This is a genomic window from Dactylosporangium sp. NPDC051485 (assembly GCF_040682015.1).
Classification (GTDB): domain Bacteria; phylum Actinomycetota; class Actinomycetes; order Mycobacteriales; family Micromonosporaceae; genus Dactylosporangium.
Genome location: NZ_JBFAZW010000068.1, coordinates 14684 through 40233 on the forward strand (window position 1 = coordinate 14684; position 25550 = coordinate 40233).

23 protein-coding genes, 1 pseudogene and 1 riboswitch are annotated in these 25550 nt (G+C 74.2%); of the genes and pseudogenes, 13 read left to right on the plus strand and 11 right to left on the minus strand.

Annotated elements, in window-relative coordinates:
- The first annotated feature begins 170 nt into the window (after positions 1 to 170).
- The gene (locus tag AB0M46_RS32320; protein WP_363342224.1) at positions 171 to 1448 is read left to right on the plus strand and encodes an ROK family transcriptional regulator; all 1278 of its coding nucleotides are present in this window, start codon (positions 171 to 173) and stop codon (positions 1446 to 1448) included.
- Positions 1449 to 1574: 126 nt separating this feature from the next.
- Here the strand turns inward: AB0M46_RS32320 and AB0M46_RS32325 are convergent, their stop codons facing one another.
- Positions 1575 to 2762: a cytochrome P450 gene (locus AB0M46_RS32325; RefSeq protein WP_363342226.1), complete on the minus strand. Its 1188-nt coding sequence runs from the start codon at positions 2760 to 2762 to the stop codon at positions 1575 to 1577.
- Between the two features lie 64 nt (positions 2763 to 2826).
- On the opposite strand from AB0M46_RS32325, the gene AB0M46_RS32330 reads away from it, so the two are divergent.
- Positions 2827 to 3456 (plus strand): alpha-ketoglutarate-dependent dioxygenase AlkB, encoded by a 630-nt coding sequence (locus AB0M46_RS32330; protein ID WP_363342228.1) that lies wholly within the window; start codon positions 2827 to 2829, stop codon positions 3454 to 3456.
- A 594-nt stretch (positions 3457 to 4050) separates the two neighbouring features.
- Here the strand turns inward: AB0M46_RS32330 and AB0M46_RS32335 are convergent.
- Positions 4051 to 4575, minus strand: coding sequence for a hypothetical protein (locus AB0M46_RS32335; protein ID WP_363342301.1), 525 nt, complete (start codon positions 4573 to 4575; stop codon positions 4051 to 4053).
- Between the two features lie 299 nt (positions 4576 to 4874).
- Between AB0M46_RS32335 and fsxC the strand changes: the two are divergent.
- Positions 4875 to 6032 (plus strand): annotated as a pseudogene (gene fsxC / locus AB0M46_RS32340) (FxsC protein); the annotation flags it as partial.
- An 85-nt stretch (positions 6033 to 6117) separates the two neighbouring features.
- On the plus strand, positions 6118 to 9180 hold the full coding sequence (locus AB0M46_RS32345) for a CHAT domain-containing protein (RefSeq protein ID WP_363342230.1): 3063 nt from the start codon (positions 6118 to 6120) through the stop codon (positions 9178 to 9180).
- Positions 9181 to 9275: 95 nt separating this feature from the next.
- On the opposite strand, the gene AB0M46_RS32350 is transcribed toward AB0M46_RS32345, so the two are convergent.
- Positions 9276 to 10079, minus strand: coding sequence for a PhzF family phenazine biosynthesis protein (locus AB0M46_RS32350; RefSeq protein ID WP_363342232.1), 804 nt, complete (start codon positions 10077 to 10079; stop codon positions 9276 to 9278).
- Entirely contained in the window at positions 10076 to 10657 is a 582-nt protein-coding gene (locus tag AB0M46_RS32355; RefSeq protein WP_363342234.1) for a TetR family transcriptional regulator, read from the minus strand. The genes AB0M46_RS32350 and AB0M46_RS32355 overlap by 4 nt, the downstream gene beginning before the upstream one ends.
- Before the next feature lie 51 nt (positions 10658 to 10708).
- Between AB0M46_RS32355 and AB0M46_RS32360 the strand changes: the two genes are divergently transcribed.
- A complete protein-coding gene (locus tag AB0M46_RS32360; protein ID WP_363342236.1) occupies positions 10709 to 11485 on the plus strand; it encodes a class I SAM-dependent methyltransferase in 777 nt (258 codons plus the stop codon).
- A gap of 5 nt (positions 11486 to 11490) precedes the next feature.
- Here the strand turns inward: AB0M46_RS32360 and cobN are convergent, their stop codons facing one another.
- Positions 11491 to 15036: a cobaltochelatase subunit CobN gene (gene cobN, locus AB0M46_RS32365; protein ID WP_363342238.1), complete on the minus strand. Its 3546-nt coding sequence runs from the start codon at positions 15034 to 15036 to the stop codon at positions 11491 to 11493.
- 59 nt (positions 15037 to 15095) lie between these two features.
- A riboswitch (cobalamin riboswitch) is annotated at positions 15096 to 15178 on the minus strand.
- An 83-nt stretch (positions 15179 to 15261) separates the two neighbouring features.
- Here cobN and AB0M46_RS32370 point away from each other — a divergent pair.
- From AB0M46_RS32370 to AB0M46_RS32380, 3 genes are read left to right on the plus strand one after another with little or no spacing between them, the layout of a single operon-like run.
- Complete coding sequence (locus AB0M46_RS32370; RefSeq protein ID WP_363342240.1) at positions 15262 to 16263, plus strand: precorrin-3B synthase; 1002 nt, start codon at positions 15262 to 15264, stop codon at positions 16261 to 16263.
- On the plus strand, positions 16260 to 16880 hold the full coding sequence (locus AB0M46_RS32375; RefSeq protein ID WP_363342242.1) for a precorrin-8X methylmutase: 621 nt from the start codon (positions 16260 to 16262) through the stop codon (positions 16878 to 16880). The genes AB0M46_RS32370 and AB0M46_RS32375 overlap by 4 nt, the downstream gene beginning before the upstream one ends.
- Positions 16877 to 18373 (plus strand): precorrin-2 C(20)-methyltransferase, encoded by a 1497-nt coding sequence (locus AB0M46_RS32380; protein ID WP_363342244.1) that lies wholly within the window; start codon positions 16877 to 16879, stop codon positions 18371 to 18373. The genes AB0M46_RS32375 and AB0M46_RS32380 overlap by 4 nt, the downstream gene beginning before the upstream one ends.
- 7 nt (positions 18374 to 18380) lie before the next feature.
- Here AB0M46_RS32380 and AB0M46_RS32385 read toward each other — a convergent pair whose 3' ends face one another.
- The 6 genes from AB0M46_RS32385 to AB0M46_RS32410 form a co-directional block, all read right to left on the minus strand.
- Positions 18381 to 19211 carry a siderophore-interacting protein gene (locus AB0M46_RS32385; protein ID WP_363342303.1) on the minus strand — a complete coding sequence of 277 codons (831 nt, stop codon included), beginning with the start codon at positions 19209 to 19211 and terminating at the stop codon, positions 18381 to 18383.
- Positions 19097 to 19507, minus strand: a complete 411-nt coding sequence (locus AB0M46_RS32390; RefSeq protein ID WP_363342246.1) for an arsenate reductase ArsC — start codon at positions 19505 to 19507, stop codon at positions 19097 to 19099. The genes AB0M46_RS32385 and AB0M46_RS32390 overlap by 115 nt, the downstream gene beginning before the upstream one ends.
- A gap of 58 nt (positions 19508 to 19565) precedes the next feature.
- Positions 19566 to 20336 carry an MIP/aquaporin family protein gene (locus AB0M46_RS32395; RefSeq protein WP_363342248.1) on the minus strand — a complete coding sequence of 257 codons (771 nt, stop codon included), beginning with the start codon at positions 20334 to 20336 and terminating at the stop codon, positions 19566 to 19568.
- Between the two features lie 32 nt (positions 20337 to 20368).
- On the minus strand, positions 20369 to 21022 hold the full coding sequence (locus AB0M46_RS32400) for an arsenate reductase ArsC (protein WP_363342250.1): 654 nt from the start codon (positions 21020 to 21022) through the stop codon (positions 20369 to 20371).
- The gene (locus AB0M46_RS32405; protein WP_363342252.1) at positions 21015 to 21719 is read right to left on the minus strand and encodes a helix-turn-helix domain-containing protein; all 705 of its coding nucleotides are present in this window, start codon (positions 21717 to 21719) and stop codon (positions 21015 to 21017) included. Before AB0M46_RS32405 ends, AB0M46_RS32400 begins: the two co-directional genes overlap by 8 nt.
- A gap of 214 nt (positions 21720 to 21933) precedes the next feature.
- Positions 21934 to 22311, minus strand: coding sequence for a metalloregulator ArsR/SmtB family transcription factor (locus AB0M46_RS32410; protein ID WP_363342254.1), 378 nt, complete (start codon positions 22309 to 22311; stop codon positions 21934 to 21936).
- Between the two features lie 96 nt (positions 22312 to 22407).
- Here AB0M46_RS32410 and AB0M46_RS32415 point away from each other — a divergent pair, with 96 nt between their 5' ends.
- The 5 genes from AB0M46_RS32415 (at position 22408) to AB0M46_RS32435 (ending at position 25546) form a co-directional block, all read left to right on the plus strand.
- Positions 22408 to 22665 (plus strand): hypothetical protein, encoded by a 258-nt coding sequence (locus AB0M46_RS32415; protein ID WP_363342256.1) that lies wholly within the window; start codon positions 22408 to 22410, stop codon positions 22663 to 22665.
- Positions 22666 to 22766: 101 nt separating this feature from the next.
- Entirely contained in the window at positions 22767 to 23171 is a 405-nt protein-coding gene (locus AB0M46_RS32420) for a hypothetical protein (RefSeq protein WP_363342257.1), read from the plus strand.
- A gap of 9 nt (positions 23172 to 23180) precedes the next feature.
- Entirely contained in the window at positions 23181 to 23513 is a 333-nt protein-coding gene (locus tag AB0M46_RS32425; protein WP_363342258.1) for a metalloregulator ArsR/SmtB family transcription factor, read from the plus strand.
- Between the two features lie 38 nt (positions 23514 to 23551).
- On the plus strand, positions 23552 to 24034 hold the full coding sequence (locus AB0M46_RS32430) for an N-acetyltransferase family protein (RefSeq protein WP_363342305.1): 483 nt from the start codon (positions 23552 to 23554) through the stop codon (positions 24032 to 24034).
- Between the two features lie 87 nt (positions 24035 to 24121).
- Positions 24122 to 25546, plus strand: a complete 1425-nt coding sequence (locus tag AB0M46_RS32435; protein ID WP_363342259.1) for an FAD-dependent oxidoreductase — start codon at positions 24122 to 24124, stop codon at positions 25544 to 25546.
- Positions 25547 to 25550 lie beyond the last annotated feature (4 nt).

The window sequence follows — 25550 nt, forward strand, 5'->3', positions numbered from 1 at the left end:
ATCGAGTTCGGTTGACGCGTTGGAAGATGTGGGACCGCGCGGGCCACTTTCGAAACGTCACGGATTCGTTGCCCGCAGGTCTGGTGTTGCCGGGATGTTTCGTGGTTGATTCGTCGCACGGACCGACGAATGAACCGCGTCTATGGCCTGGGAACCGGACGGAGGCTGCCATGGTAAGCAAGGAGCGCGCCGGGGCCGGATCCGCCGAGGAGCCCACAGACCAGCTCGCCCTGCGCCGCGCCAACCTGTCGCGGACGTTGCGGCACATCCGCATCAACGGCCCCCGATCCCGGGCCGCGATCGCCGCCGCCACGGGCCTGCACAAGGCGACGGTGTCCAGCCTCGTCGACGAGCTGCTGGCCCGCCGCCTGGTCCGCGAGATCGGCGCCGAGCACTCCGGGGGCGCCGGCCGCCCCGGCCGCGGCATCGCCCTGAGCCCCGACGTCGGCGCCATCGGCATCGAGATCAACGTCGACTACCTGGCCGTGCACGGCAGCGACCTCACCGGCCGCACGGTCATCGAGAAGCGGATCAGCTTCGACGCCATGCACCGCGACGTCGAGCGCTGCCTCGACGACCTCACCGAGGCCGCCCGCCGCTCCCTGGCCGAGCTGGTCCGCCGCGGCGTCACCCCCGTCGGTCTGACGGTCGCCGTCCCCGGCCTGGTCGACGTGGCCCGCGGCGTCGTGGTGCTGGCCCCCAACCTGGGCTGGCGGGACGTCCCGGTCGCCACCCGGCTGGCCCACGGCCTCGCGCCCGGCCTGTGGATCGGCGTCGACAACGACGCCAACCTGGCCGCGCTGGCCGAATACACCTGGGGCGTGGCCGCCGGCACCGACGACCTCGTCTACCTGACCGGCGAGGTCGGCGTGGGCGGCGGCGTGATCGTCAACGGCCGCCTCCTGCGCGGCGCCGACGGCTTCTCCGGCGAGGTCGGTCACCTCCCGGTCGAGCCCGGCGGCACACCCTGCGGCTGCGGGCGGGCCGGCTGCTGGGAGACCAAGGTCGGCCTGGCCGAGCTGGTCCGCAAGGCCACCCCCGACGCCGCCTACGGCCTGGCCGACGGCCCCATCCCCGACCCGCAGGAGCGCATCGCCGAGGTCGCCCGCCGTCTGGCCGCCGACGACCGCGCCGCCGCCGACGCCGTCGCCGAGGTCGGCCGCTGGCTCGGCCACGGCGGGGCCATCCTGGTCAACCTGTTCAACCCGAGGGTGATCGTGCTCGGCGGCTACTTCGCCGAGCTCTCCGACCACCTGATCCCGTCCGCCCAGGCCAACCTCGCCCGCCTGGCCGTCGCCTCGACCGCCGCCCGCTGCCACTTCGTCGCCTCGCACCTGGGCTTCACCGCCGCCGCCCGCGGCGGCGCCGGCGTCGTGGTCGAGCGCATGATCGAGGACCCCACAGCAGTGTCGCTGATCGCTCCTCCCCCGATGGCCGGCGTGCGCTGACCCGACCGCGCGCCTGCCGGATCAACCCCGCACCCGACCGCCCTCCCCCGCCCGGCATGCGGTCGATGAGACGGTGCTGACTGGCCCCTTCCCCGCCGGCCGGCGCCCGACCGCGCGCCTGCCGGATCAGGCCGGCACGCGGTCGATGGAGACGGTCAGGTCGCGCAGCTCGTAAGAGGAGATGTCCTCCTTCATCGTGATGCGGGGCGGGCGGGTCATGCGCAGGCCCGGCAGCGCGAACAGGCGCGTCAGGAAGATGTCCGACTCCTGGATGGCGACGTGCGCGCCCGGGCAGCGGTGCGGGCCGTCGCCGAAGGACAACGCCATCGGGGCGACGCCCGGGGCCAGGCCGCGGGCCGGGCACACCTCGGCCGGGTCCTCGCCCACCGCGGCGGGGTCGAGGTTGGCGGTGCTCACGGCCACGTCGACCAGGTCGCCGGACGGGATGGTCACCTCGCCGTCGTCGGTGGGGACGGTCAGCGGGGCCGTGGTGCGGCGCTTCAGGTTGCCGACGACCGGTTCCAGGCGCAGCAACTCGTGCAGGAGGGCCGTCCGGTCGGGTTCGGGGCTTTCGCGGTACCGCTGCAGCAGCTCCTGGTCCGTGAACAGGTGCCAGGCGGCGACGTTGATGAACTCGCGGGTCGTCACCATGCCCGCAGCGGCGAAGGTGATCACCTCGCCGAGGATCTCGCCGTCCCGGCAGCCCTCGTCGAGCAGGTGCGAGATGAGGTCGTCGCGGCGGGCCCGCCGGCGGGGGCGGATGGCGGGGCGGACGTCCTTGAGGTAGATGCCGAGGAACTGGACGTTCTGGCGCAGGAACCAGCGGATCCCGTCGAGGCTGGTGAAGCCGGGGCGGCCGAACTTCTCGGGGAAGAAGCGCTGGAGGCGCTCGTCGATGCCCGGGCGGCTCTCGGTCAGGCCGATGATCGCGGCGGCGACGTCGATGGCCAGGCGGAAGCTCAGCGTGGACAGGTCGGCGTGGCCGTCGCGGCGCAGGACGTCCAGCTGGCGCTCGGCGATCTCGACCATCAGGTCGCGGTAGTGCTCGTCGACCCGCCTGGGGGTGAAGAAACGGGCGGTCTGGCGGCGGTACTCCCGGTGCTCCACCCCGTCGCGGTAGAGCACCGGCCGGCGGATACTGGGCGGCAGGTGCTCGACGGTCTCCACGCCCAGCCCGGCCTGCACCGTGTCGGTGCTGCGCAACACCACCCGCCCGGCCGCGTGCCCGCGCACGCGCCAGACCCCGTCCGCCCCGCGCTCGACCGGGCAGCCCACCTCGGCGCTGCCGCGCCCCACCTTGCGTGTCGCTCCCATCGACCAAGGGTAAAGCCTGGCAAGTTGCTCGTACACCCGTTCGAAATGAGGGTAGAATCGGGGCATGATTGACCTCGCGTACCAGCCGTCGATGTTCGACGTCGCCGGCCCTTCCCTGGGCTCGATCACCGGCCAGGTGACCCGCCATCCGCTGAGCCGCGGCGCGTGGGTCGACCACCTGCCGGGCTGGGTGCTCGGCTCCGACGCGATCCTGCAGACGCTGCTGCACGAGGTCGAGTGGCGGGCGGAGCGACGCAAGATGTACGACGACGTGGTGGACGTGCCGCGGCTGCTGCACTGGTACGGCGCCGAGGACACCCTCCCCCACCCGCTGCTGACCGAGGCCCGCCGCCGCCTCACCGCGCACTACGTGGAGGAACTCGGCGAGCCGTTCATGACCGCGGGCATGTGCCTGTACCGCGACGGTCGCGACAGCGTCGCCTGGCACGGCGACACCATCGGCCGCGGCGCCCGCTTCGACACGATGGTCGCCATCGTCTCCTTCGGCTCACCGCGCTCCCTGCTACTACGCCCCCGCGGCGGCGGCGACAGCATCCGCTTCGTCCTCGGCCACGGCGACCTGGTCGTGATGGGCGGCTCCTGCCAGCGCACCTGGGAGCACTCGATCCCAAAGACCGCCCGCCCGGTCGGCCCGCGCGTGAGCGTCCAGTTCCGCCCGTCCGGCGTCGCCTGACCAACGCCCTCACCCACCCGGCCCGGGGCCGCGCACAAACCCCCGGCCCGTCGGGTGAGGCCACACGGGGCTCTGCCGACCTGACGGACGCTCTCGCCCGCCCGCCCGGGCCGGGGCCGCGCACGAACACCCAAGCCGTCCGGCTGAAACCACACGGGTTCTGCCGATGGATCGATCCGCACCGCGACCACGGCAGACCTGACCGGCGTCAGCACGTTCGCCCCGCACCCCACCGCCGACAACGACGCCGTCACCGCAGGCCTGCCCCTGCCCTGGAACGCCGGACCCGCCGAAGGCACCGTCAACAGGATCAAGGTGCCCAACACGACGGCTGCCCGGCCGCGTCAGCGTCGGCCCGCTCCGCAAGCTGAGCACTCCTCGCCGAGAAGGTTGAGCCGACAGCGCGGGCATACGCCGATACGCATACGAGCGTGACCTTCTCGAAGCTGTCAGTCTGCCGGGCGCTGCAGTCGGCCTCGACGACGCCGGCGGGGCTCTCGATGTCGCCGAGGAGACGGCCCAGGAACAGACGTGAAGCCCGGTCGAGGCGGCTGTTGGCTGCCTCGGCCGGGCTTCGGCGGTGGTGCGGACGGGTCAGATGAGCCAGCGGTTGCGCTGGACGATGGGGAGCTTGGCCCAGCGGCGGCCGAGGCCCCAGGTGTGGCCGGCGTAGGCGGCGGCCAGGACGATGAGCACGGCGGCGTAGATGACGTGGTAGTCGGTGAAGGGGTTGGTCGAGCCGCTCGGGGCGCCCTTGGCGGTGTGCTGGGCGAGGGGCCACTCGGCCAGCCACATGCCGGCCATCATGAGGGTGCCCGAGGCGGCGGTGATGCGCAGGGCGATGCCGGCGGTGAGGGCGAGGCCGATGCCGAGGAGGCCGGCCATGAAGAGCCAGTTGGCGTACCAGGTGCCGGCGATGGTGTGGAAGAAGCCCTGCAGCGGGCCGGCGTCGACCGAGGCGAGGAAGCCCTTGGTGGGGTTACCGCCGTTGATCCAGGCCTTCGCCGACGGGGTGGCGTAGCCCAGGCCGAAGGTCTTGTCGAGGAACGCCCAGAGGAAGACGAACCCGGTGGCGTACCGCAGCACCGCCAGCGCCTTGGCAGCCGTCTTCGTCAGCATGCTGCCCGGGGCCTCGACGTGCTCGAGGTGGTTGACCCGGTGGAAGTGTGCGGTGCTCATCTCGGCCTCCTGCCGTTCCCTTGTGACACACACATCGTCATCCCCGGCGGGGACCCGGCGCCTGTGCCGAACCTCCTCAATCGAGCGGGACCGAAGTCCCCCCGCCACCGGGACCACAGACCGGCCACGTCACGGGCGTCCGGCCGAGCCGGGCGGCGGCCGCTCGGTCGACCCCGATCCGGGTATGCGGATGGTTGAATGGTGGCTTCGCCCGCCGTGAGGCCACCCCGGGAGAGGTAGTGCGGCACTTCCTGTTCAGCTACGCCCGGCAGGATTTCGACCCGTACCTGGAGAAGTTCTTCACCGACCTGCGCAACGAGGCCTGCGGGCTCATCGGCTGCGCGCTCGAGGACGCCGGGTTCATCGACTACCGGGGCGTGGAGGTCGGCGACGACTGGGCGGCCGGGATCATCGATGTGGCCTGCACGTGCGGCGTCATGGTGGCCGTGTACTCGCCGACGTACTTCACCCGGCCGTACTGCGGCAAGGAATGGGCGGTGCTGACCGAGCGGGCCGGGGGCCAACCCGGGCGCATCCTGCCGGTGAACTGGCTGCCGACACCGGCCCGGCCCGCGGTCGCCTCCAGGCCGCAGCTGTGGGGCGCGGCGTTCGGTGAGCAGTACGCCGAGCGCGGGCTGCGCTGGATCGCACAGCGCATGGGCAAAAACGACGAGCTCGAGCGGCGCTACCAGGACATCGTCACCGAGCTTGCCACGCGGATCCGCGACATCGTGCTGGCCCCCGATCGGCTGGCGCAGCTGTCGCCCCGGCCGGCGTGGGACGACATCGCGCAGGCGTTCCCGGACCCCGTCCCCGCCGGGCCGGTGCCGGTCGCGGCGGCCGGCCGGGAGCGCGACGGCAGCGTCCGGATCGTGGTGGTGGCCGGCAGCCAGCAGGAGATGGCGGCGGTACGCCGGGAGCTGGACTACTACGGCGCGGGGTCGTGCGACTGGCGGCCGTTCCCCGCGCCGAACGACCATCCGCTGTCGGCGTACGCCATGGGGGTCCTCGCCGGGCTGGGCACCAACGTGTACCTCCAGCCGGCCGGGCGCCCGCTGCGCGAGGTGCTCGACGAGGCCGGCGAGGCCAACGACGTCGTCGTCGTGCTGGTCGACGCCTGGGCCGCCGGGCTGGCGCCGTACCGGGACGAGCTGCGCGGGTACGACGACCGCAACGAGGTCGGTGCCGTCGTCATGGTGCCGCGCAGCCGGGACGACGGCGAGGCCACGACCCGGGCCGGCGAGCTCGACGAGCTCCTGATCGCGACGATGCCGAAGAGCGTGCTGCGCCCCGACCCGACCTTCCGTCAGGGCTCCGAGACGCTGCCGGCGTTCCGCGAGGACCTGAGGGGCGCCTACCTCGAGGCGCAGACCAGGGTCCGGGGACGGCGGCAGCGAGGCGCTCTTCGCGCGGTTCACCGACCTCACGCCGTACAGCATCCCGGTCCGTTGGAAGTTCCCGGACGGCGGCGAGCTGTCCCTCGTGCCGGCCGGGCGCCAGGACGACACCTACGCCGAGCGGGTCGACCTGTTCGACTGGAACGACCTGTACCGGCGACACGGGGGCGGCCCGTTCCTCGAGGCGCTGCGTCGCCGCCTGCTGGCCGAATACGACTACGTGCTCGTCGACAGCCGCACCGGCCTGGCCGACACCGCCGGTATCTGCACCGTGCAGCTGCCCGACGTCCTGGTCAACTGCGTGACCCTGAACGGGCAGAGCATCGACGGCGCGGTGGCCGTGGCCGAGCGGGTCCTTGCCCTGCGCGGCGACCGCCCGATCCGGATGATCCCGGCGCTGCTGCGGGTGGAGGACGCCGAGCAGGCCCGGGCCGACGCCCGCCGCGACTACGTGCGCCGCCGCTTCGCCCCGCTGCTCGACCCGGCCGGGTTCGCCGGGCCGGACGCCTTCTGGGCCGCGGTCGAGGTCCCGTACAAGCCGCTGTACGCCTACGAGGAGATGCTCGCGACCGTCCGCGACCGGCCCCTGCTGGAGGACACGCTCCTGGCCGCGCTGGAGCGGCTGACCGGGGTGATCGTCGGGGGCGCGGTGACTCGGGCGGCGCCCCTCGACGAGCCCGACCGGCGCCGCCTCATCGCCGCCTTCGAGGCCGGCCCGGCCGAGCCGCGGGAGCTTCGGATCGTGTGCCGGGAGGCGGACCGCGCGTGGGCCGACTGGCTGCACTGGGTCCTCGGCACCGAGGGCTGGCCGGCCACCGTCGAGGAGTTCGATCCCGAGCGGACCGGGCAGCTGCTCGCGGGCACGGCGCTGGTGCTGCCGATCGTGACCGCCGGGTCCGGCCTCGGGCTCGTACGGGCCGCGCCCGGCTGGCTGTCCGTGCTGCCGGTCGTGCCGGACGCGGCCCCGGCGGGCGCACGGACGGCGATCGGGCTGGCCGGGCTGAGCGCGCGGGCCGCGTACGAGCGGGTCGTGGCCGTCCTCGAGGAGCTGCGGCTGCCGCGGACGGGGGCGGGCGCGCCGGCCCGGGACCGGCCGGTCTACCCGGGGGCGGCCGTCGAGGCGGTCACCCTCGAGCTCGCCGTGGGCCGCTCCACGCTGCTCGGCCCCGACGGCGTACGGCTGGCCGACGGGCCCGCCAACGCCGGGCAGCCGGTGCACCGCGACGTGCTCGCCGAACTGGCCGGGCTGGTCGAGGCGGCCGAGCGGCGCGGCACCCGCCTGTCGGTGGCGATCGAGACCGTGGACGCGGCCCTGGCCACCGTGCCCTGGGAGCTGCTGACCCTGCCCGGCGACACGGCGCCGCTGGCCCGGCGGGCATCGGTGCGCCTGTTCCGCCGGGTCCGCACCGACGTCGCGGTCCCGCCGCCCGGGCCGGGGCCGCTGCGCATCCTCGTCGTGCCGGCCAACCCGGACTCGGCGCCCGAGCTGGACCTGGAGGCCCGGTTCCGCGCGATCCTCGACGCCGTGCGACCCGCCCGGGACCGCCCGCGCGTGCGGCTGCTCAACCAGGGCACCCGCGCCGCGATCGCCGACGCGCTGGTTCGCGAGCCGTGTCACGTGCTGCACTTCGCCTGCCATGGCGACCCGGAAGGGCTGCTGCTCGAGACCGAGGACGGGCGAGCGGACCGCATCGGCGCGGCCGAGCTGGCCGCCCTCTGCGTCGCCTACCAGGCGCCCCGGCTGGTGGTGCTCGACGTCGATCCCGCCGCGGGGGCGTCGCTGGCCGAGGCGCTGATGGCCGCCGGGGTACCGCAGGTGGTCGCGCTGACCGGACCGGTCAGCGACCGGGAGGCGACGGCCTTCACCTACGACCTCTACCGGGGGCTCGCGGCCGGCGCCGACGTCACGACCGCGGTCCGCGTGGCCGTCGAGTCCTCGGTCCTGCGCACGCCGCCCGCGTGCTACCAGGCCGATGCCGCCCCGGCCCTGCTCGACCCGCACGCCCGGCCCGAGCCGGTGGCCGAGGAGCCGCCCGCGGTGGTCGAGGGGCTGCCGGCGCGGCCGGTCGGCGAGTTCATCGGGCGGCGGGCCGACCTGCGCCGGCTGCACGCGCTGCTGGACGAGGAGGAGCGGCCCGGGGCGTACATCCACGGCGCCCGCGGCGTGGGCAAGTCCACCCTGGCCGCCGAGCTGGTCCGCCAGCTCGGCCCGGAGGCGGGCATCGTCGCCGGGGTGACCGGCCGGACCGGCGTGGACGCCGTGCTCGACGCTGCCGGGCTGGCGCTGCTGGCGTACGCGGTCGGGCGCGTCGACGCGAACGGCCCGTCGTACATCAAGGTGGCCGCGTTCGTCCGCGACGCCGCGCACCCGTGGGCCGACCGCCTGGACGTCCTGCGCCGGACCCTGCGCCGCGACCGGCTGCGGCTGCTGCTGGTGATCGACGACTTCGAGGACAACCTGGTCCGTGACGGCGACGGCTGGGCGACGGCCGACCCGGACCTGCACGAGCTGCTGGACGGCTGGCGCGGCCGGGCCCTGCCCCTGGTCCTGATCGCCCGCCACGAGGCGGACCTCGGCCTGCCCGCGCACCACGTCGGCCCCCTGCCGTGGCCGGAGAGCCGCCGGCTGATGTCGCGCCTGCCAAGCCTCGCGGACCTGGACGAGGACGAACAGGCCCGCATCCACGCGGAGGCGGGCGGGCACCCGCGCACCCTGGAGTACCTCGACGCGTTCCTGCGCTCGGGCCACGCCCGCTTCCCCGACGTCGAGCAGCGGATCGAGCGCCTGCTGGCCTCGGCCGGCATCCCGGACCCGCGGGGCTACCTGGCCGAGGTGGCCGGGCAGGGGCTGGGCGCGGCGCTGACGGAGGCGAAGACCCTGGCCGGGTGGGACGCCGGCGACCGCGCGGCCGTGGCCGCCTCGGCGAGCCGGCGCGGCGCGCAGATGACCGGGGCCGGCCGCCTGCGCGAGGCGGTGCGGCTGCACTGCGAGGCCCTCGCCATCTGGCAGGAGCTGAACAGCCCGGCGGCCCGCGACGACATCGACCAGCTGCGGACGATCCGGGAGACGCTCGGGGCCGACGAGTTCCGGGCCGCCGTGCCGCGGGCCGCGATCCCGCTCCTGGCGCTGCTCGACGCCGAGCGCTGAGCCAATCGGCCCGTACGCGGGACGTGATGGCGGCTGCCGGTCCCGGCCGCGACGCGCGGATCGTGCGGGCGCCGCCGAGCTCGATCCGTGATCGCTCAAGCCGGCCGGGCGGCCCCGCCGACCTCGACGGCCCCGCCGCGGACGCTCGCCCGGATCGTGGCCGGCTCCCCGAGTGCGTCGCCCATGTCGACCGAGACGGCGTCGATGCCGTCACCGGCCAGCCGCGCGGCCAGGCAGGCGGTGCTGTTGGCGTTGGCGATGTCCTCGGGCACGCCGATCGACGGGGCGAACATGCGGGCGGCGGCGCGGCCGCGCGCGTCCGGGGCGCTGTACACGTAGCAGCCCAGCATCCCGGCGTCGTCGCACGCCTCGCGCAGGGCGGCCAGGTCGGGCGCGAGTGCGGCGAGGGCAGCGCGGCCGGGGACCGGGACGAGCAGGCGCTCCCGGCCGACGCCGCCCACGCAGGGCCGGTCGGCCAGGCCGGCCGCCGTCAGGCCCAGCGCGGCGAGGATCGGGGCGGCCTCGGCGGGCCGCGGGGCGCGGAGGGTGACCGGGCCGGGGTCGAACCAGGCCTCGTACTCGTCGCCGTTGCGCTCCGCCCGGCCGTGGAACGCGCGGGGTCCCGCGCGCAGGGTGAGCGCTACGCGGCCGTGCGGGGCGCGGGCGGCCAGGACGGCGAGGGCGGCCACGGTGCCGTGGCCGCAGGCCGGCAGCTCGCCCGTGGCGGTGAAGAAGCGCAGGTGGGGGCCTTCGCCGAGGTACACGGCGTGCGAAGTGCCGGCCCTCGGCGGGACGGCCCGGCGCTCGGCGTCGTCGAACGGCCCGTCGTCGAGCACAGCCGTCGGGCTGCCGCCGCGCCCGTCCCGCAGGCAGGCCCGGACGATCGTCGCCGTGGTCATGCCCGGGCCAGCACCGCCGCGACCACCCGGCGGACGGCGTCCGGGGTCGGGGCCGGGCCGGTGCGGTCGGCGAAGAGCAGGTGGGTCGAGCCGACCAGCATCGCCGCCAGGGTGCTCACGTCGGCCGAACCGGGGAAGCGGCCCAGGTCGCGCTCCGCGGACAGGTAGCTGTCGAGCATGACGGCGAGGTCGGTCAGCACCGGCACGCCGGCCGGCCAGGACTCGCGCAGCCGGGCGCGCAGCTCGTCGCGGAAGGTGACCAGCGCGACGATGGCCACCGCGACCGAGCCGAAGACGGCGACCAGGGCGTCGGTGACGTTGTCGGCCACCTCGCCGGTGCCGGCAGCCTCGCGCAGGGCGGCCGCACGGGCGTCCATCCGCCCCACCCGGTCGAGCACGAACTCGGCCAGGAAGGCGTCGAAGTCCTCGAAGTGCCGGTGCAGCACGCCCTTGGCCACGCCCGCCTCGGCGGTCACGGCGCGGCTGGTCAGCGCGCTCGGGCCGTCGCGCAGCAGGATGCGGTCGGCGGCGTCGAACAGTTGCTCGCGTACGTCGCGAAGGGCCACTCCGGTCGGCACCCGCACTCCCATCGGCTTGTTGAGTGGGCACCCGCCCACTAGAGTGGGCGCATGCCCACTACGGACGAACCCCACCACCACCGAACGGTAGCGGAGTCCTTCGGGGCCAACGCCCAGCGCTACGACCGCGCCCGCCCGACATACCCGGACGTGCTGATCGAGCGGCTCGCCGAGCACCGCCGGGACGTCCTCGACGTCGGCTGCGGCACCGGCATCGCGGCGCGGCTGCTGCAGCAACGCGGCTGCACCGTGCTCGGGGTCGACCCCGACCCACGGATGGCCGAGGAGGCCCGGCGGCGCGGGCTCGACGTCGAGGTGGCCACCATCGAGGCCTGGGAGCCGGCCGGGCGCGCCTTCGACGCGGTCGTGGCGGCCCAGGCCTGGCACTGGATCGACCCCGAGGCGGGGGCTCACAAGGCCGCGGCGGTACTGCGCCCGGCCGGCCTGCTCGCCACGTTCTGGAACGCCTTCGTCCCGCCCGACGACGTGGCCGAGGGCATGGTGACCGTCTTCCGCCGGGTGCTGCCGGACCTACCGCAGGCCCACCGGTGGCAGGTCGGGCCGGACCCCTACGCGCTCCTCGCGGCCAAGGCGGCCGACGGGGCGCGGGCCACCGGCCGGTTCGGCGAGCCGCAGGAGTGGCGCTTCCCGTGGGAGCGCGCGTACACCCCCGCCGAGTGGCTCGACGTGCTGCCCACGTTCGGCGGGCTGAACCGGCTCGACCCGCGGACCCTCGGCGAGGTGCTCGACGGCGTCGCCGCCGTGGTGCGCGACGACTTCGTCATGCAGTACACCACGGTGGTCATGGCCGCCGAGCGGATCGCCTGAGCGCCTCAGTGGTCCTCGAGGTCGCCCTCGGTCTCGAGGTACACCTCGCGCAGTGAGTCCAGGGTCGACGGCTCGGGGTGCTCCCAGAGGCCCCGCTCCGCCGCCTCCAGGAGGCGCTCGGCGATGCCGTGCAGCGCCCACGGGTTGGACTCGGTCAGGAACTTGTGGTTGTCGGGGTCGAAGACGTAGGACTCGGCGAGCTTCTCGTACATCCAGTCGGCGACCACGCCGGCGGTGGCGTCGAAGCCGAACAGGTAGTCGACGGTCGCGGCCAGCTCGAAGGCGCCCTTGTAGCCGTGCCGGCGCATGGCGGCCAGCCACCTCGGGTTGACCACCCGGGCCCGGAAGACGCGCGCGGTCTCCTCGCTCAGGGTGCGGGTGCGCACCGCGTCGGGGTTGGTGCTGTCGCCGACGTAGGCGGCGGGGGCCCGGCCGGTGAGGGCGCGGACGGTGGCGACCATGCCGCCGTGGTACTGGAAGTAGTCGTCCGAGTCGGCGATGTCGTGCTCGCGGGTGTCGGTGTTCTTCACCGCGACGGAGATCCTGCGGTACGCGCCCTCCATGTCGGTGCGGGCCTCGATCCCGTCGACGCCGCGGCCGTAGGCGTAGCCGCCCCACACGGCGTAGACCTCGGCGAGGTCCCGGTCGTCGCGCCAGTTGCGGCTGTCGATGAGCGGGAGGATGCCCGCGCCGTACGCGCCCGGCTTGGAGCCGAACACGCGCAGCGTGGCGCGGCGGCCGTCGCCGTGGGCGGCCAGGTCGGCCCGCACGTGGGCGCGCACGAAATTGTCCTCGTCGGGCTCCTCGGCGTCGGCGGCCAGCCGCACGGCGTCGTCGAGCAGGGCGACCACGTGCGGGAAGGCGTCGCGGAAGAAGCCGCTGATGCGCATGGTCACGTCGATGCGCGGGCGGCCCAGCTCCGCCAGGCCAATCAACTCCAGGCGGCTGACCCGGCGGGAGGCGTCGTCCCAGACCGGGCGGACGCCGAGCAGGGCGAGGGCCTCGGCGATGTCGTCGCCGGCGGTGCGCATGGCGCTGGTGCCCCACATGGACAGCCCGACGGAGCGGGGCCAGTCGCCGTGGTCGGCCCGGTACCGCGCCAGGAGCGAGTCGGCCATCGCCTGGCCGGTCTCCCACGCGAGGCGGCTCGGGACCGCCTTCGGGTCGACGGAGTAGAAGTTGCGGCCGGTCGGCAGGACGTTGATGAGGCCGCGCAGGGGCGAGCCGCTCGGGCCGGCCGGGACGTAGCCGCCGTCGAGGGCGTGCAGGACCATCGTGAGCTCGTCGGTGGTCCTCGCCAGACGGGGGATGATCTCCGCGGCGGCGAAGCGCAGGACACGTACGACTTCCGGGTTGTCCGACAGATCCGAAATGCCGGAATCGTCCCAGCCGCGCGCCTCCATGGCCTCGACCAGCTCGCGGGCGCGGGCTTCGGCCTCGTCCACGGACAGGCGGGCCGTCGACGATTCGTCCAGGCCCAGCGCCTCGCGCAGGCCCGGGAGCGCCGCCGCCTGGCCGCCCCACATCTGGCGGGCGCGCAGCATGGCCAGGACCAGGTCGACGCGCGCGGGGCCGGTCGGGGCCTGGCCCAGGATGTGCAGGCCGTCGCGGATCTGCACGTCCTTGACCTCGCACAGCCAGCCGTCGACGTGCAGCAGGAAGTCGTCGAACTCGGCGTCGTGGGGCCGGTCGGCCAGGCCCAGGTCGTGGTCGAGGCGGGCGGCCTGGATCAGGGTCCAGATCTGGGCCCGGATGGCCGGCAGCTTGGCCGGGTCGAGCGCGGCGATCGTCGCGTGCTCGTCGAGCAGCTGCTCCAGGCGGGCGATGTCGCCGTAGGTGTCGGCCCGGGCCATCGGCGGGACCAGGTGGTCGACGAGGGTGGCGTGGGCCCGGCGCTTGGCCTGGGTGCCCTCGCCGGGGTCGTTGACCAGGAACGGGTAGACCAGCGGCAGGTTGCCCAGGGCCGCGTCGGCGCCGCAGCCGGCCGACATGCCGACGGTCTTGCCCGGCAGCCACTCCAGGTTGCCGTGCTTGCCCACGTGGACAACCGCGTGCGCGCCGAACTCGTCGGCCAGCCAGCGGTACGCGGCCAGGTAGTGGTGGCTCGGCGGCAGGTCGGGGTCGTGGTAGATGGCGACCGGGTTCTCCCCGAAGCCGCGCGGCGGCTGGACCATGACCACGACGTTGCCGCGGCGCAGGGCGGCGAGCACGATGTCGCCGGTGGCCGGGTCGACGAAGAGCTCGCCCGGGGCCGGGCCCCAGTGCTGCTCCATGCCGGCCCGCAGGTCCTCGGGCAGGGTGGCGAACCAGGCGGCGTAGCGCTCGGCCGAAATCCGCACCGGGTTGCCGCGCAGCTGCTCCTCGGTGAGCCAGTTGACGTCCTGGCCGCCGGCCGCGATGAGCTCGTGGATGAGCGCGTCGCCCTCGGCCGGGAAGCCCTCGCCGAGGTCGTACCCGCGCTCGGCCAGCTCGGCGAGCAGCCGCACGACGCTGGCCGGGGTGTCCAGGCCGACGGCGTTGCCGATGCGCGAGTGCTTGGTCGGGTACGCGCTGAGCATGACCACGATCCGCTTGTCCGCGTTGGCCAGGCCGCGCAGCCGGGCGTGGGCGGCGGCGATCCCGGCCACGCGCCGCGCCCGCTCGCGGTCGGCGACGTAGACGGTGAGGCCGTCCTCGTCGATCTCCTTGAACGAGAACGGCACGGTGATGATCCGGCCGTCGAACTCCGGGATGGCGACCTGGGTGGCGGTGTCCAGCGGGGAGAGCCCGTCGTCGTTGGCGTCCCAGGTCTCGCGGCTGCTGGTCAGGCACAGGCCCTGCAGGATCGGCACGTCCAGCGCGGCCAGGGCGCCGACGTCCCAGGCCTCGTCCTCGCCGCCGGCCTGGGCGTCGGCCGGGCGGGTGCCGCCGGCCGCGAGCACGGTGACGACGAGCGCGTCGGCCCGGCACAGCGTGTCGAGCAGCTCCGGCGGGGCGGTGCGCAGGGAGGCGGCGAAGACCGGCAGCGCGTTGGCGCCCTCGGCCTCGATCGCGTCGCACAGCCGCTCGACGAACGCGGTGTTGCCGGACACGTGGTGGGCCCGGTAGTAGATGACGGCCACCGTCGGGCCGCCGGTCGCGGCCGCCTCGCGCTCCAGCACGCCCCAGGCCGGGGTTTCCACCGGCGGGGCGAAGCCGTGGCCGGTCAGCAGCACCGTGTCGGAGAGGAACCGGTGCAGCTCGGCGAGGTTGGCCGGGCCGCCGGAGGCGAGGTAGGCGTGGGCCTGGGCGGCGAGGCCGGCCGGCACGGTCGAGTGGCTCATCAGCTCGGCATCGGGGGCCTGCTCGCCGCCGAGGATCACCACCGGGCGGCCGGTGGCCAGGAGCGCGTCGAGGCCGTCGGCCCAGTCGCGGTACGCCCCCAGGAAGCGCACGACGATCAGCTCCGCGCCCTCGGCCAGCCCCGCCAGGTCCTCCACGGCGGTCCGGGACGGGTTGGCCAGCCGGTACTCGGCCCCGCTCGCGCGGGCGCTGAGCAGGTCGGTGTCGGACGTCGACAACAGCAGGATCACGCCGTGGTCCTCCCTCGGGGTCCGCGCCCCAAGTCGGTGGGTCGGTTCCGGCGGCGGAGGAGTTCCTGACTTCCGGATCGGCGCTGGCGGCTCGGTCCCGGTCACAGTGGCGGGACCGCCCCGGACTCGCACCGGGTTCCTCCACACGTCGCCGTTGCTGTGTACAGCGTCGCCAACTCTCCTTGACCGGCCGCCGCCGCGTCAAGCGCAGGTAGTATCCGCCCCGTGCAGGCTCCCAGCGAACGCGACGCCCCCGACCGGTGCCCCGGCGCGGTGCAGGTGCACGCCGCCGCGGACGGCGGCCTGGCCCGCGTCCGGCTGCCCGGCGGCCTGCTCACCGCGGATCAGCTGGGCGTGCTGCGGGCCGCCGCGGCCGAGCTGGGCGACCCCGTGCTGGAGCTCACCTCGCGGGCGAACGTGCAGGTCCGCGGCCTGCGGCCGGGGGCCGAGACCGAGCTGGGCGACCGGCTCTCGGCGGCCGGGCTGCTGCCCTCGGCGACCCACGAGCGGGTGCGCAACATCATCGCCAGCCCCCTCGGCGACGTGCGAGAGCTCGTCCGCGAGTTCGACGCGTTGCTGTGCGCGACCCCCGAGCTGGCCGAGCTGCCAGGGCGGTTCCTGGCCACGATCGACGACGGGCGCGGGGACGTGACGCCGCTGCTCGGGGACGTGGGGCTGCACGGCGGCCGCCTGGTGCTCGCGGGTCTGCCGACCACCGCCACCGGGGGCGCGTCCTTGCTGGTAGCGGCCGCTCTGGCGTTCCTGGCCGAGCGGGCCGCGCAGGAGTCGCAGGCGTGGCGGCTGGCCGAGCTGCGCGACGGTCCGGCGCGGGTGGCCCACCGGCTGCTCGCTTCCGTCGACGTGTGCGATCTGCCCGTTTTCGCTGGTCCTCCGCCAGGGGTTGTCGTGCCCCTCGGGCTCCTCACGCCCGCATTGCGGTTCGAGGACGCCGCGAAAGAGATCATCGTCACGCCGTGGCGGACCGTCGTGCTGCCCGGCGTACCAATGCCGGATTCTGATCCCTCTCCGTGGACCGGGGTGACGGCGTGCGCCGGACGGCCGGGCTGCGCCAAGGCACTGGCCGATGTCCGCGCGGACGCCCGGCCGCGGGACCCCGGCGGACTTCCGGTCCACTGGGCCGGCTGCGAGCGGCGCTGCGGCGCGCCGAAGGGAAGGCACGTGGAGATGGTGGCGACGCCGCAGGGGTACCGGAGCGCGGTCGTATGACGGACTACATCCGCGACGGCGCGGAGATCTACCGGCGCTCGTTCGCCACCATCCGGGCCGAGGCCGACCTCTCCGCGCTGCCGCCCGACGTGGCCCAGGTGACCGTGCGCATGATCCACGCCTGCGGGATGGTAGACCTGCCCGCCGACGTGGGGCACTCCCCCGGCGTGGTCGCCGCCGCCCGGGCCGCGCTGCGGGCCGGTGCGCCGATCCTCTGCGACGCCGAGATGGTCGCCTCCGGGGTCACCCGCGCGCGGCTCCCCCGCGACAACGAGGTCATCTGCACGCTGCGGGATCCGGGTGTACCGCAGCTGGCCGCGCGTCTCGCCACCACCCGCAGCGCAGCGGCGCTCGAGCTGTGGCGGGGCCGCCTCGACGGCGCCGTGGTGGCCATCGGCAACGCCCCGACCGCGCTCTTCCGGCTGCTGGAGATGGTCGCCGAGGGCGCCGGCCGCCCGGCCGCGGTGCTCGGCATCCCGGTCGGCTTCATCGGCGCCGCCGAGTCGAAACTGGCCCTGGCCGAGTCGGACCTGGAGCACCTGGTCGTGCACGGCCGCCGGGGCGGCAGCGCGATGACGGCCGCCGCCGTCAACGCGATCGCGGACGAGAAGGAATGACCACTGTGGACAGCGGGAGCCTCTACGGCGTCGGGCTCGGCCCCGGCGACCCCGAGCTGGTGACGGTCAAGGCGGCCCGGCTCATCGCCGCCGCCCCGGTGGTGGCCTACCACAGCGCCCGCCACGGCCGCAGCATCGCCCGCTCGATCGCCGAGCCGTACCTGCGCCCGGAGCAGATCGAGGAGGCCCTCGTCTACCCGGTGACCACCGAGGACACCCCGGACTACCGGGCCGTCATCGAGGAGCACTACGACGCCTGGGCCGCGCGGCTGGCCGCCCACCTCGACGCCGGGCGCGACGTCGTCGTCCTGTGCGAGGGCGACCCGCTGTTCTACGGCTCCTACATGCACATGCACAAGCGACTGTCGCGGCGGTACCGCACGGAGGTCGTCCCCGGCGTGACCTCCGTCTCCGGCGCCTCGGCCGTGCTGGGCCGCCCGCTCGTGGAGCGCGACGAGGTGCTCACCGTGCTGCCCGGCACCCTGCCCCCGGACGAGCTGGCCGCGCGGCTGGCCGCCACCGACTCGGCCGCCGTGCTGAAGCTGGGCCGCACGTTCGGCAACGTCCGTTCCGCGCTCGAGCGGGCCGGGCGGCTGGAGGACGCCTGGTACGTCGAGCGGGCCACCACCGGCGGGCAGCGCACCGCGCCACTGGCCGACGTCGACCCGTCGACCGTGCCGTACTTCTCCCTCGTCCTGCTGCCGTCGAAGGTCCACGACGAGACCGCGGCCGCCCTCGCGGCGGCTCCGCCCGCGCCGGCCGCCGGGGAAGTCGTGGTGGTCGGCCTCGGACCGGCCGGGCGGGACTGGCTGACCCCGCAGGCCCAGGCCGCGCTCGCCGCCGCCGACGATCTCGTGGGATACGGGCCGTACCTGGACCGGGTCGCGGTCAATCCCCGGCAGCGGCGGCACGCCTCGGACAACCGGGTCGAGGAGGAGCGGGCCGAGTTCGCGCTCTCCCTGGCGAAGGACGGGCGGCGGGTGGCCGTGGTGTCCTCCGGGGACCCCGGCGTCTTCGCCATGGCGGCGGCCGTGCTGGAAGTCGCCGCCGAGCCGCGCTGGAAGGACGTGCCCGTCCGCGTGCTGCCGGGTCTCACCGCGGCCCAGGCGGTGGCGAGCCGGGCGGGGGCGCCGCTCGGGCACGACTTCTGCGTGCTGTCGCTGTCCGACCGGCTCAAGCCATGGGACGTCATCGCTTCCCGGCTCTCGGCCGCGGCCGCGGCGGACCTGGTGATCGCGATCTACAACCCGGGCTCGCGCTCGCGCACCTGGCAGGTGGCGGCGGCCAAGGAGCTGCTGCTGCAGCACCGCGCCGCCGACACCCCGGTGGTGATCGGCCGCGACGTGGGCGGGCCGCAGGAGTCGGTGCGGGTCGTGGACCTCGCCGCCCTGGAACCCTCCGAAGTGGACATGCGGACGCTGCTCATCATCGGCTCCTCGCAGACCCGCCACGACGGCACGCGAGTCTGGACCCCGCGCCGCTACCCCGCCTGACCCCGGCTCAGGCGACCGACTCCGCGATCAGGTCGTCCTCCGTGGCGCCCCGGCGCCAGTAGCCGGTGAACATCACGCGCGGCTTCGGGAAGCCGCGGTCCTGGACCAGGTGGCGGCGCAGGGCGCGGATCTCGCCCGACTCGCCGGCGATCCAGGCGTACGGCGTGCCGGCGGGAAGGGCGGCGCCGCGGATCGGGGTCAGCAGGTCGCCGTCGCACCGCACCGCGCCGGCAAGGGCCGGGCAGCGGTCCGGTTCGGCGGCGACGTAGCAGTACACCGGAAGGTCGTCGCCGATCCAGGCGCGGATCGCGGCCAGGGCGGGCAGCGCCGTCTCGTCGCCGGCCAGCAGTACCCACTCGGTGTCCCCCGGCGGGCGGAAGTCCACGCCGCCGTTGTCGGCCACCGTCGGGCCCAGCGCGACCAGGCGGTCGCCCGCGCGGACGCGGCCGGCCCACTGGATGGCCGGGCCGCCGCCCGGGTGCAGGGCGAACTCGACGTCGAACTCGCCCGGGCGCTGGTCGCTGACCGTGTAGGTGCGCATGACGCCGCGGGTCGAGGGGTCCATGGCGCGCCAATGCGCGAACCAGTCCTCGCCCCGGGGCACCAGCGGCCCGGGCTGGCCAGGGCGGGGGAAGAAGAGCTTGAAGCGCTGGTCGCGGCCGCCGCTGACGGCACCGCCCGTGCCGGGCCCGGCGAACGCTGAAACTCGCGGGCCGGTCCGGGTCAGCCGGTCTTCACGGGCAGCTCGGTGAGCAACTGCTCCACGCGGGCCTTGATGGCGTCGCGGATCGGGCGGACGGCGTCGATGCCCTGCCCGGCGGGGTCGTCGAGTTTCCAGTCGAGGTAGCGCTTGCCGGGGAAGACGGGGCAGACATCGCCGCAGCCCATGGTGATGAGCACGTCGGAGGATTCGGCGGTGTCCCAGTCGAGCTTGCGGGGGGTGTTGGCGGTGATGTCGATGCCGACCTCGCGCATGGCCTCGACGGCGACGGGGTTGATCCGGTCTGCGGGTTCGGAGCCGGCGGAGCGCACCTCGACGGTGTCACCGGCGAGGTGGCGCAGCCAGCCGGCGGCCATCTGGGAGCGGCCGGCGTTGTGGACGCAGACGAACAGGACGGTTGGCTTGTCGCTCATGGAGTGTCGGTTCCTTCGTGCTCGGTGACCAAGAGGTTGTTCAGGCTGGCCGGGAGGTTCAGGACCGGCCGACGGCGTCGGCGGCCCGGCGTGTGGCGGCGTCGTCCGCGGCGGTGGGGCGGGCGGTCACGACGTCGTCGGCGCTGCGCCCGGCGTCGGGGTACAGCGCCGCGATCAGTCCGACGCCGACGGCCAGTCCGGCGAGTTGGGCGATGACGAAGCCGGGCACGGAGGCGGGGGCGATCCCGGCGAAGGTGTCGGTGAAGGCGCGGCCGATGGTGACCGCCGGGTTTGCGAAGGAGGTGGAGGAGGTGAACCAGTAGGCGGCGCCGATGTAGGCGCCGACGGCGGCCGGGGCGACGCCGGCCCGGCTGGAGCGGGCGAGGGCGAAGATGAGCAGCAGCAGTCCGGTGGTGGCGACGATCTCGCCGAGCCAGAGGTGCCCGGCGGTGCGGTCTTTGGTGGAGAAGGCGACGGCGGGCAGATCGAACATGAGGTCGGCCAGGATCGCCCCGGCGATGGCTCCGCCGATCTGGGCCGGGATGTAGCCGGCGAGGTCGCGGGCCGTGAGTCCGGTGCCGGCGCGGCGGCCGAGGAACCAGTCGGCGGCGGAGACGACCGGGTTGAAATGGGCGCCGGAGATGGGTCCGAAGGTGAGGATGAGCGCGCCGAGGGCGAACGCGGTGGCGATGGAGTTTTCCAGCAGCTGCAGGCCGATGTCGTTCGGCGACAGCGTGGTGGCCATGATGCCGGAGCCGACGACGGCGGTGACGAGTAGTGCGGTGCCGGTGAACTCGGCGAGGAGTCGGCGCCACAGGGTTGGGTTCACGAGGGTGGAGGTCCTGTCTCGGGTTCGGGTGGTCAGGCGATGGCGAGCTGGTCGATGAGGCGGCGGACGCGGCGTTCGATCTCGTCGCGTAGCGGGCGGACGCCGTCGAGGTCCCAGCCGGCCGGGTCGTCGAGGACCCAGTTCTCGTAGCGGGTGCCGGGGAAGACGGGGCAGGCGTCGCCGCAGCCCATGGTGATGACGACGTCGGCGGCGCGGACGACTTCGTCGGTCCACGGTTTGGGGTATTCGTCGGTGATGTCGATGCCGCGTTCGGCCATCGCGATGACGGCGGTGGGGTTGACCTCGGTGCCGGGTTCGGAGCCGCCGGACCAGGCCACGGCGCGGTCGCCGGCGAGGTGGGCGAAGAACCCGAGCGCCATCTGGGAGCGGCCGGCGTTGTGGGTGCACAGGAACAGCACGACGGGTTTGCCGTCGCGGTGTTTGCCTTCGACGCGGGCCAGGGCGTGCAGGCGCTGGCGGGCGAAGCGTTCGGCGAGCAGGGGCAGGAAGTTCGGCACGGTGGACAGCGACGCGAACTGGTCGTAGCTGGTGTGCAGGAACCGTTCGATGGTCTCGGCGGTGTAGGTGCCGTCGAACTCGTGGCCGAGGCGGATCGCGGCGGTGCGCAGGGCGAGCTGCTGGTCGACGGACAGGTCCGGGTGGTAGTAGACGATCGCGTCAGTCATGGTCGGCTCCGGCGCGCTGGGCTGCTGCGGGGTGCAGGGCGGGGGCAAGGCGGTCGATGCGGGCGGCGAGGTCGGCGAAGATGGCCTCGAACGCGGCGTCGGTGTCCTCGGGGGCGGGCACGGACCAGTGCAGCCGGGGCCGGACGCCGTCGGTGAGGTCCTCGTGGGCGTTGTCGCAGACGGCGACGACGAGGTCGGCTTCGGTGACGACGTCGGCGACGTGTGCGGTGCCGGTGGCGTTGATGACGAGCCCGTGCCGGCGGGCGACGGCGACGGCACGGGGGTTGACCCGGGCCGCGGGGTGGGTGCCGGCGGACGCGGCCGGGATGCCGGCCGCCCGGTGCGACCAGAGCGCGGCGGCCAGCTGCGAGCGGGCCGAGTTGTGGGTGCACACGAACACCACCCGGGACACGTCGCGCAGCGGCGGCGGGACCAGCGAGGCCAGCACGTCCGGGCGCAGCCGCAGGTAGGTGCGGCGCCGGTCGCCCTCGGACCGGCCGCGTTCGAGCAGCCCGGCGTCGTCGAGCACGTTGACGTGGTGGGCGACGAGGTTGGTCGGCAACTGCAGCGCGCGGGCGATCTCGCCCGGCGAGGCGTCGCCGAGGGTGAGCGTGTCGACGATGGCGAGCCGGGCCGGGTCGCCGAGCGCGGCGTGGATCCGGGCCCGTCGCTGCACCGAAGAAAACTCAGCATCCATTGACTCAATATCCGGTGAGTCACATGCTCTTGTCAACCTGACCTTCGCGGCGCCGGTGAACCCGCGGCGAACGACGTCGCGACACACCGAGCCGGCCGGCGTGCCATGCCGGACGGTCATCCCGCCGGCGTAGCGGTGAGCTCGTCGATCAGGGCCCGGACTCGCCCGTCGATGTCGTCCACCGTGCGGCAAACCGCCGCAGCGCGGCAGATCGTCAGCTTGTCGGAAGAACCTCGACCGCGAGCAGCGTGGCAAGCTGACGCAGGACGCCGGTACGGGCGCGGTAGTACACCCAGGTGCCGCGACGGTCGGCGTCGACCAGGCCGGCTTCGCGCAGGGTGCGCAGATGATGCGAGATGGTCGGGCCGGACAGCTCGAACGCCGGGGTGAGGTCACACACGCAGATCTCCCCGTCCGGCGCCGAGGCGATCATCGACATCAGCTGCAGCCGGACCGGATCGCCGAGGGCCTTGAACGCGGGCGCCAGCACGGCAGCGGTCTCCGCGGGGATTCGCCGCTCGGCGAGCGGCGTGCAGCACGGCTCCGCCGCGTTGAGGTCGGCGAGGGTGAGCACCGCCGGCTGTTTTGACATGCCTCTAGGTTGACAGATCTCAAATCAGCGTGCAACCGTTTGATTCGACAGACATCGAGACAGCCTTGGCGTCAGAATTCAGGAAGGACCACGATCGTGAACGAGACCCAGACGAGCCCCGCACCCACCACGATCACCGGCGGGTTCGCCGGCGACCCGGCGGCCGCCCTGCTCGTCGCCGGGACCAGCGGTTGTTGCGGCAACCCACCCACCGCCACGCTCGACCTGCCCGAGCCCGCCGCCGCGAGCGCGCCGTGCTGCGGTACGACCGCCGAGGCGGCCGCGGAAGCCTCCTGTTGCGGCAGCGCAGCGAAGGCCGACGCCAGCGCCGCCGGTCAAGGCTGCTGCGGATGAACATTCCCACCCAGCCGTCAGCTGCGCCTGCTACCGGGCCCACCCTGGACCGGCTCCGCTCGGCGCTCCGACAGGTGTCCGGGAAGCAGATGGCGGCAACCGTGGCCGCACTGGCTGGGGATGCGTTCGCCGGGCGGCGGGTCGGCAGCGCGGGCGGGGCCGCCGCCCGGGCCTGGCTGACCCAGCAGCTCGACGACGCCGGCGCCACGGTGACGTTCGAGGCGTTCACCGTGCCGCACGCTCCCGAGCGAGGTCTACACCCCGCCGGCGGTGGCCTGCCGCTCGTGGCCGGGCCGGTCGCCTCGGACAACCGCCGCCACGCCGCCGCCGGGCTCGCCGCGGTGGGTATCGAAGCCGGGATGGCCGGGTACCACAGCCCGGCCGACACCCCGGAACACGTCGAACCGGCCACGCTGGCCGCGGTCGCACAGCTCGTCGTGGCGACCGGGTTGCTGATCACCAAAGACCCGGCTACAGTTTCATCGTTGATCGGCGATAGACGATGAAGTTGGTGGATGATGAGCGAGCTGCTCGATCGGACGACCGCGGAGACCTACGCGTCGTGGTTCCGGGCCCTTGCCGATCCGACGCGGGTGCAGATTGTGGAGTACCTGGCGCGGCAGGCCCGGCCGATGAGCGTCGGCGAGCTCGTCGCGGCGGTCGGGCTGGCACAGTCGACGGTGTCGCAGCACCTGAAGATCCTCACCGAGGTCCGGTTCGTGCTGGTGGACGCCATCGGCACGGCCCGGCACTACCGGATCAACGAGAACTGCATCGCCTGCTTCCCGTCCGCCGCCGACGTCGTCATGGGCCGCCCGGCCCCGATTCCCACCGGAAGCTGCACATGACCACCACCCCGGCCCGCACCATCGTCCCCATCCGGCCGATGACCGCCGGCGACGCCGACGCGGTCCTCGCGATCTACCAGGCGGGCCTGGACGGTGGTAACGCCAGCTTCGAACCCACCGCGCCCCACTGGGACACGTTTGACACGTCGAGACTGCCCGACCACCGGTTCGTCGCGGTCGACGACACCGGCACCGCGCTCGGCTGGGTCGCCGTCTCGCCCGTGTCGGCACGGGCGGTGTACGCAGGCGTGGTCGAACACTCCGTCTACGTCGACGCCGCCGCCCAGAGACGCGGGATCGGCAGGGCACTGTTACGGGCGCTCATCGCCTCGACCGAGGCGGCCGGGATCTGGACCATCCAGTCCGGTGTCTTTCCCGAGAACACGGCGAGCCTGGCCCTGCATCACTCGGCCGGGTTCCGTACCGTCGGCATCCGCGAGCGGGTCGCCCGGCACGTCACCCAGGGCAACCGCTGGCGCGACGTGACCCTCATCGAACGCCGCAGCCCACACATCAACTAGACCAGTCCCGCCCACGGCATCCCAGCGCGGGCGCAATCCGCCTTCCTGATTCGACATTCGTCAAGACAACCGAAAGGGATCTTTCATATGACCACCCAGCTCGACGGCCTGCCGGTCGTCGTCATCGGCGCCGGCCCGGTCGGCCTCGCCGCCGCCGCGCACCTGACCGAGCGCGGCCTGCCGTTCACCGTCCTCGAGGCCGGCGACCGGCCCGCCGCGTCGGTACGGCAGTGGGGCCACGTCCGGCTGTTCTCCCCGTGGCGGTACAACACCGACGCCGCGGCCCGCCGGCTCCTGGCCGACGCGGGCTGGATCGAGCCCGCCCCCGAGGTACTGCCGACCGGCGCCCAGCTCGCCGACGAGTACCTCCAGCCGCTCGCCGACCTGCCGTCCCTCAAGCCGCACGTCCGCTACGGCGCCCGGGTCCAGGCCGTGACCCGGCTCGGCGTGGACCGGGTGCGCACCGCCGGCCGCGACACCGCACCGTTCCTCGTCCGGCTCGCCGAGGGCGACGACATCCTGGCCCGGGCGGTCATCGACGCCTCCGGCACCTGGACCACCCCGAACGTACTCGGCGCCTCCGGCATCCCTGCCCGCGGCGAGGACACCGCGGCGGCCTTCATCGAGCAGGCACTGCCGGACGTGCTCCGCGCCGACCGGGACCGCTTCGCCGGTCGGCGCACCCTGGTCGTCGGCGCCGGGCACTCCGCGGCCAACACCCTGCTGTTCCTGGCCGAGCTCGCCGGCCAGGCGCCGGGCACGTCCGTCGTGTGGGCGATCCGGGCGGCCAGCGCGGCGCGCACCTACGGCGGCGAGACCGCCGACGCGCTGCCGGCCCGCGGCGCGATCGGCACCCGCCTACGCGAACACGTCGAGGCTGGGAACATCGAACTCGTCACCGGCTTCTCGGTGCACTCGCTGACCCCGACTGTCGACGGCCAGGTGACCGTCTCCGACGGGACACGGTCGATCACCGCGGACCGGATCGTGTCCGCGACCGGATTCCGGCCCAACCACGGCATCACCTCCGAGCTACGCCTGGACCTGGACCCGATCCTGGGCTCCACCCGGGCCCTCGCCCCACTGATCGACCCGAACGACCACTCCTGCGGCACCGTCCCGCCGCACGGCATCGACGAACTGGCCCACCCCGAAGCCGGCTACTACGCCGTGGGCGTCAAGAGCTACGGCCGCGCGCCGACGTTCCTGCTCGCCACCGGCTACGAGCAGGCCCGCTCCGTTGTCGCCGCCCTCGCCGGGGACTGGGACGCCGCCCGCGACGTCCAGCTCGACCTACCCGAAACCGGCGTGTGCAACAGCAACCCCGTCCTCGGCGAGACCACCATCTCGGCCAACGACGGCGGATGCTGCGCCCCCGCCGCACAGCCGGCCGCTGCGACCGGACGGGGACTGGCGACCGGCCTCTCCGGCGGCCTGCTTTCCGCGCCGCTGACGTTGCTGCCCGTGGCGGACGCCAGCGGGGAGCAGTCCGGCGGCAGCTGCTGCGGCTGACCAC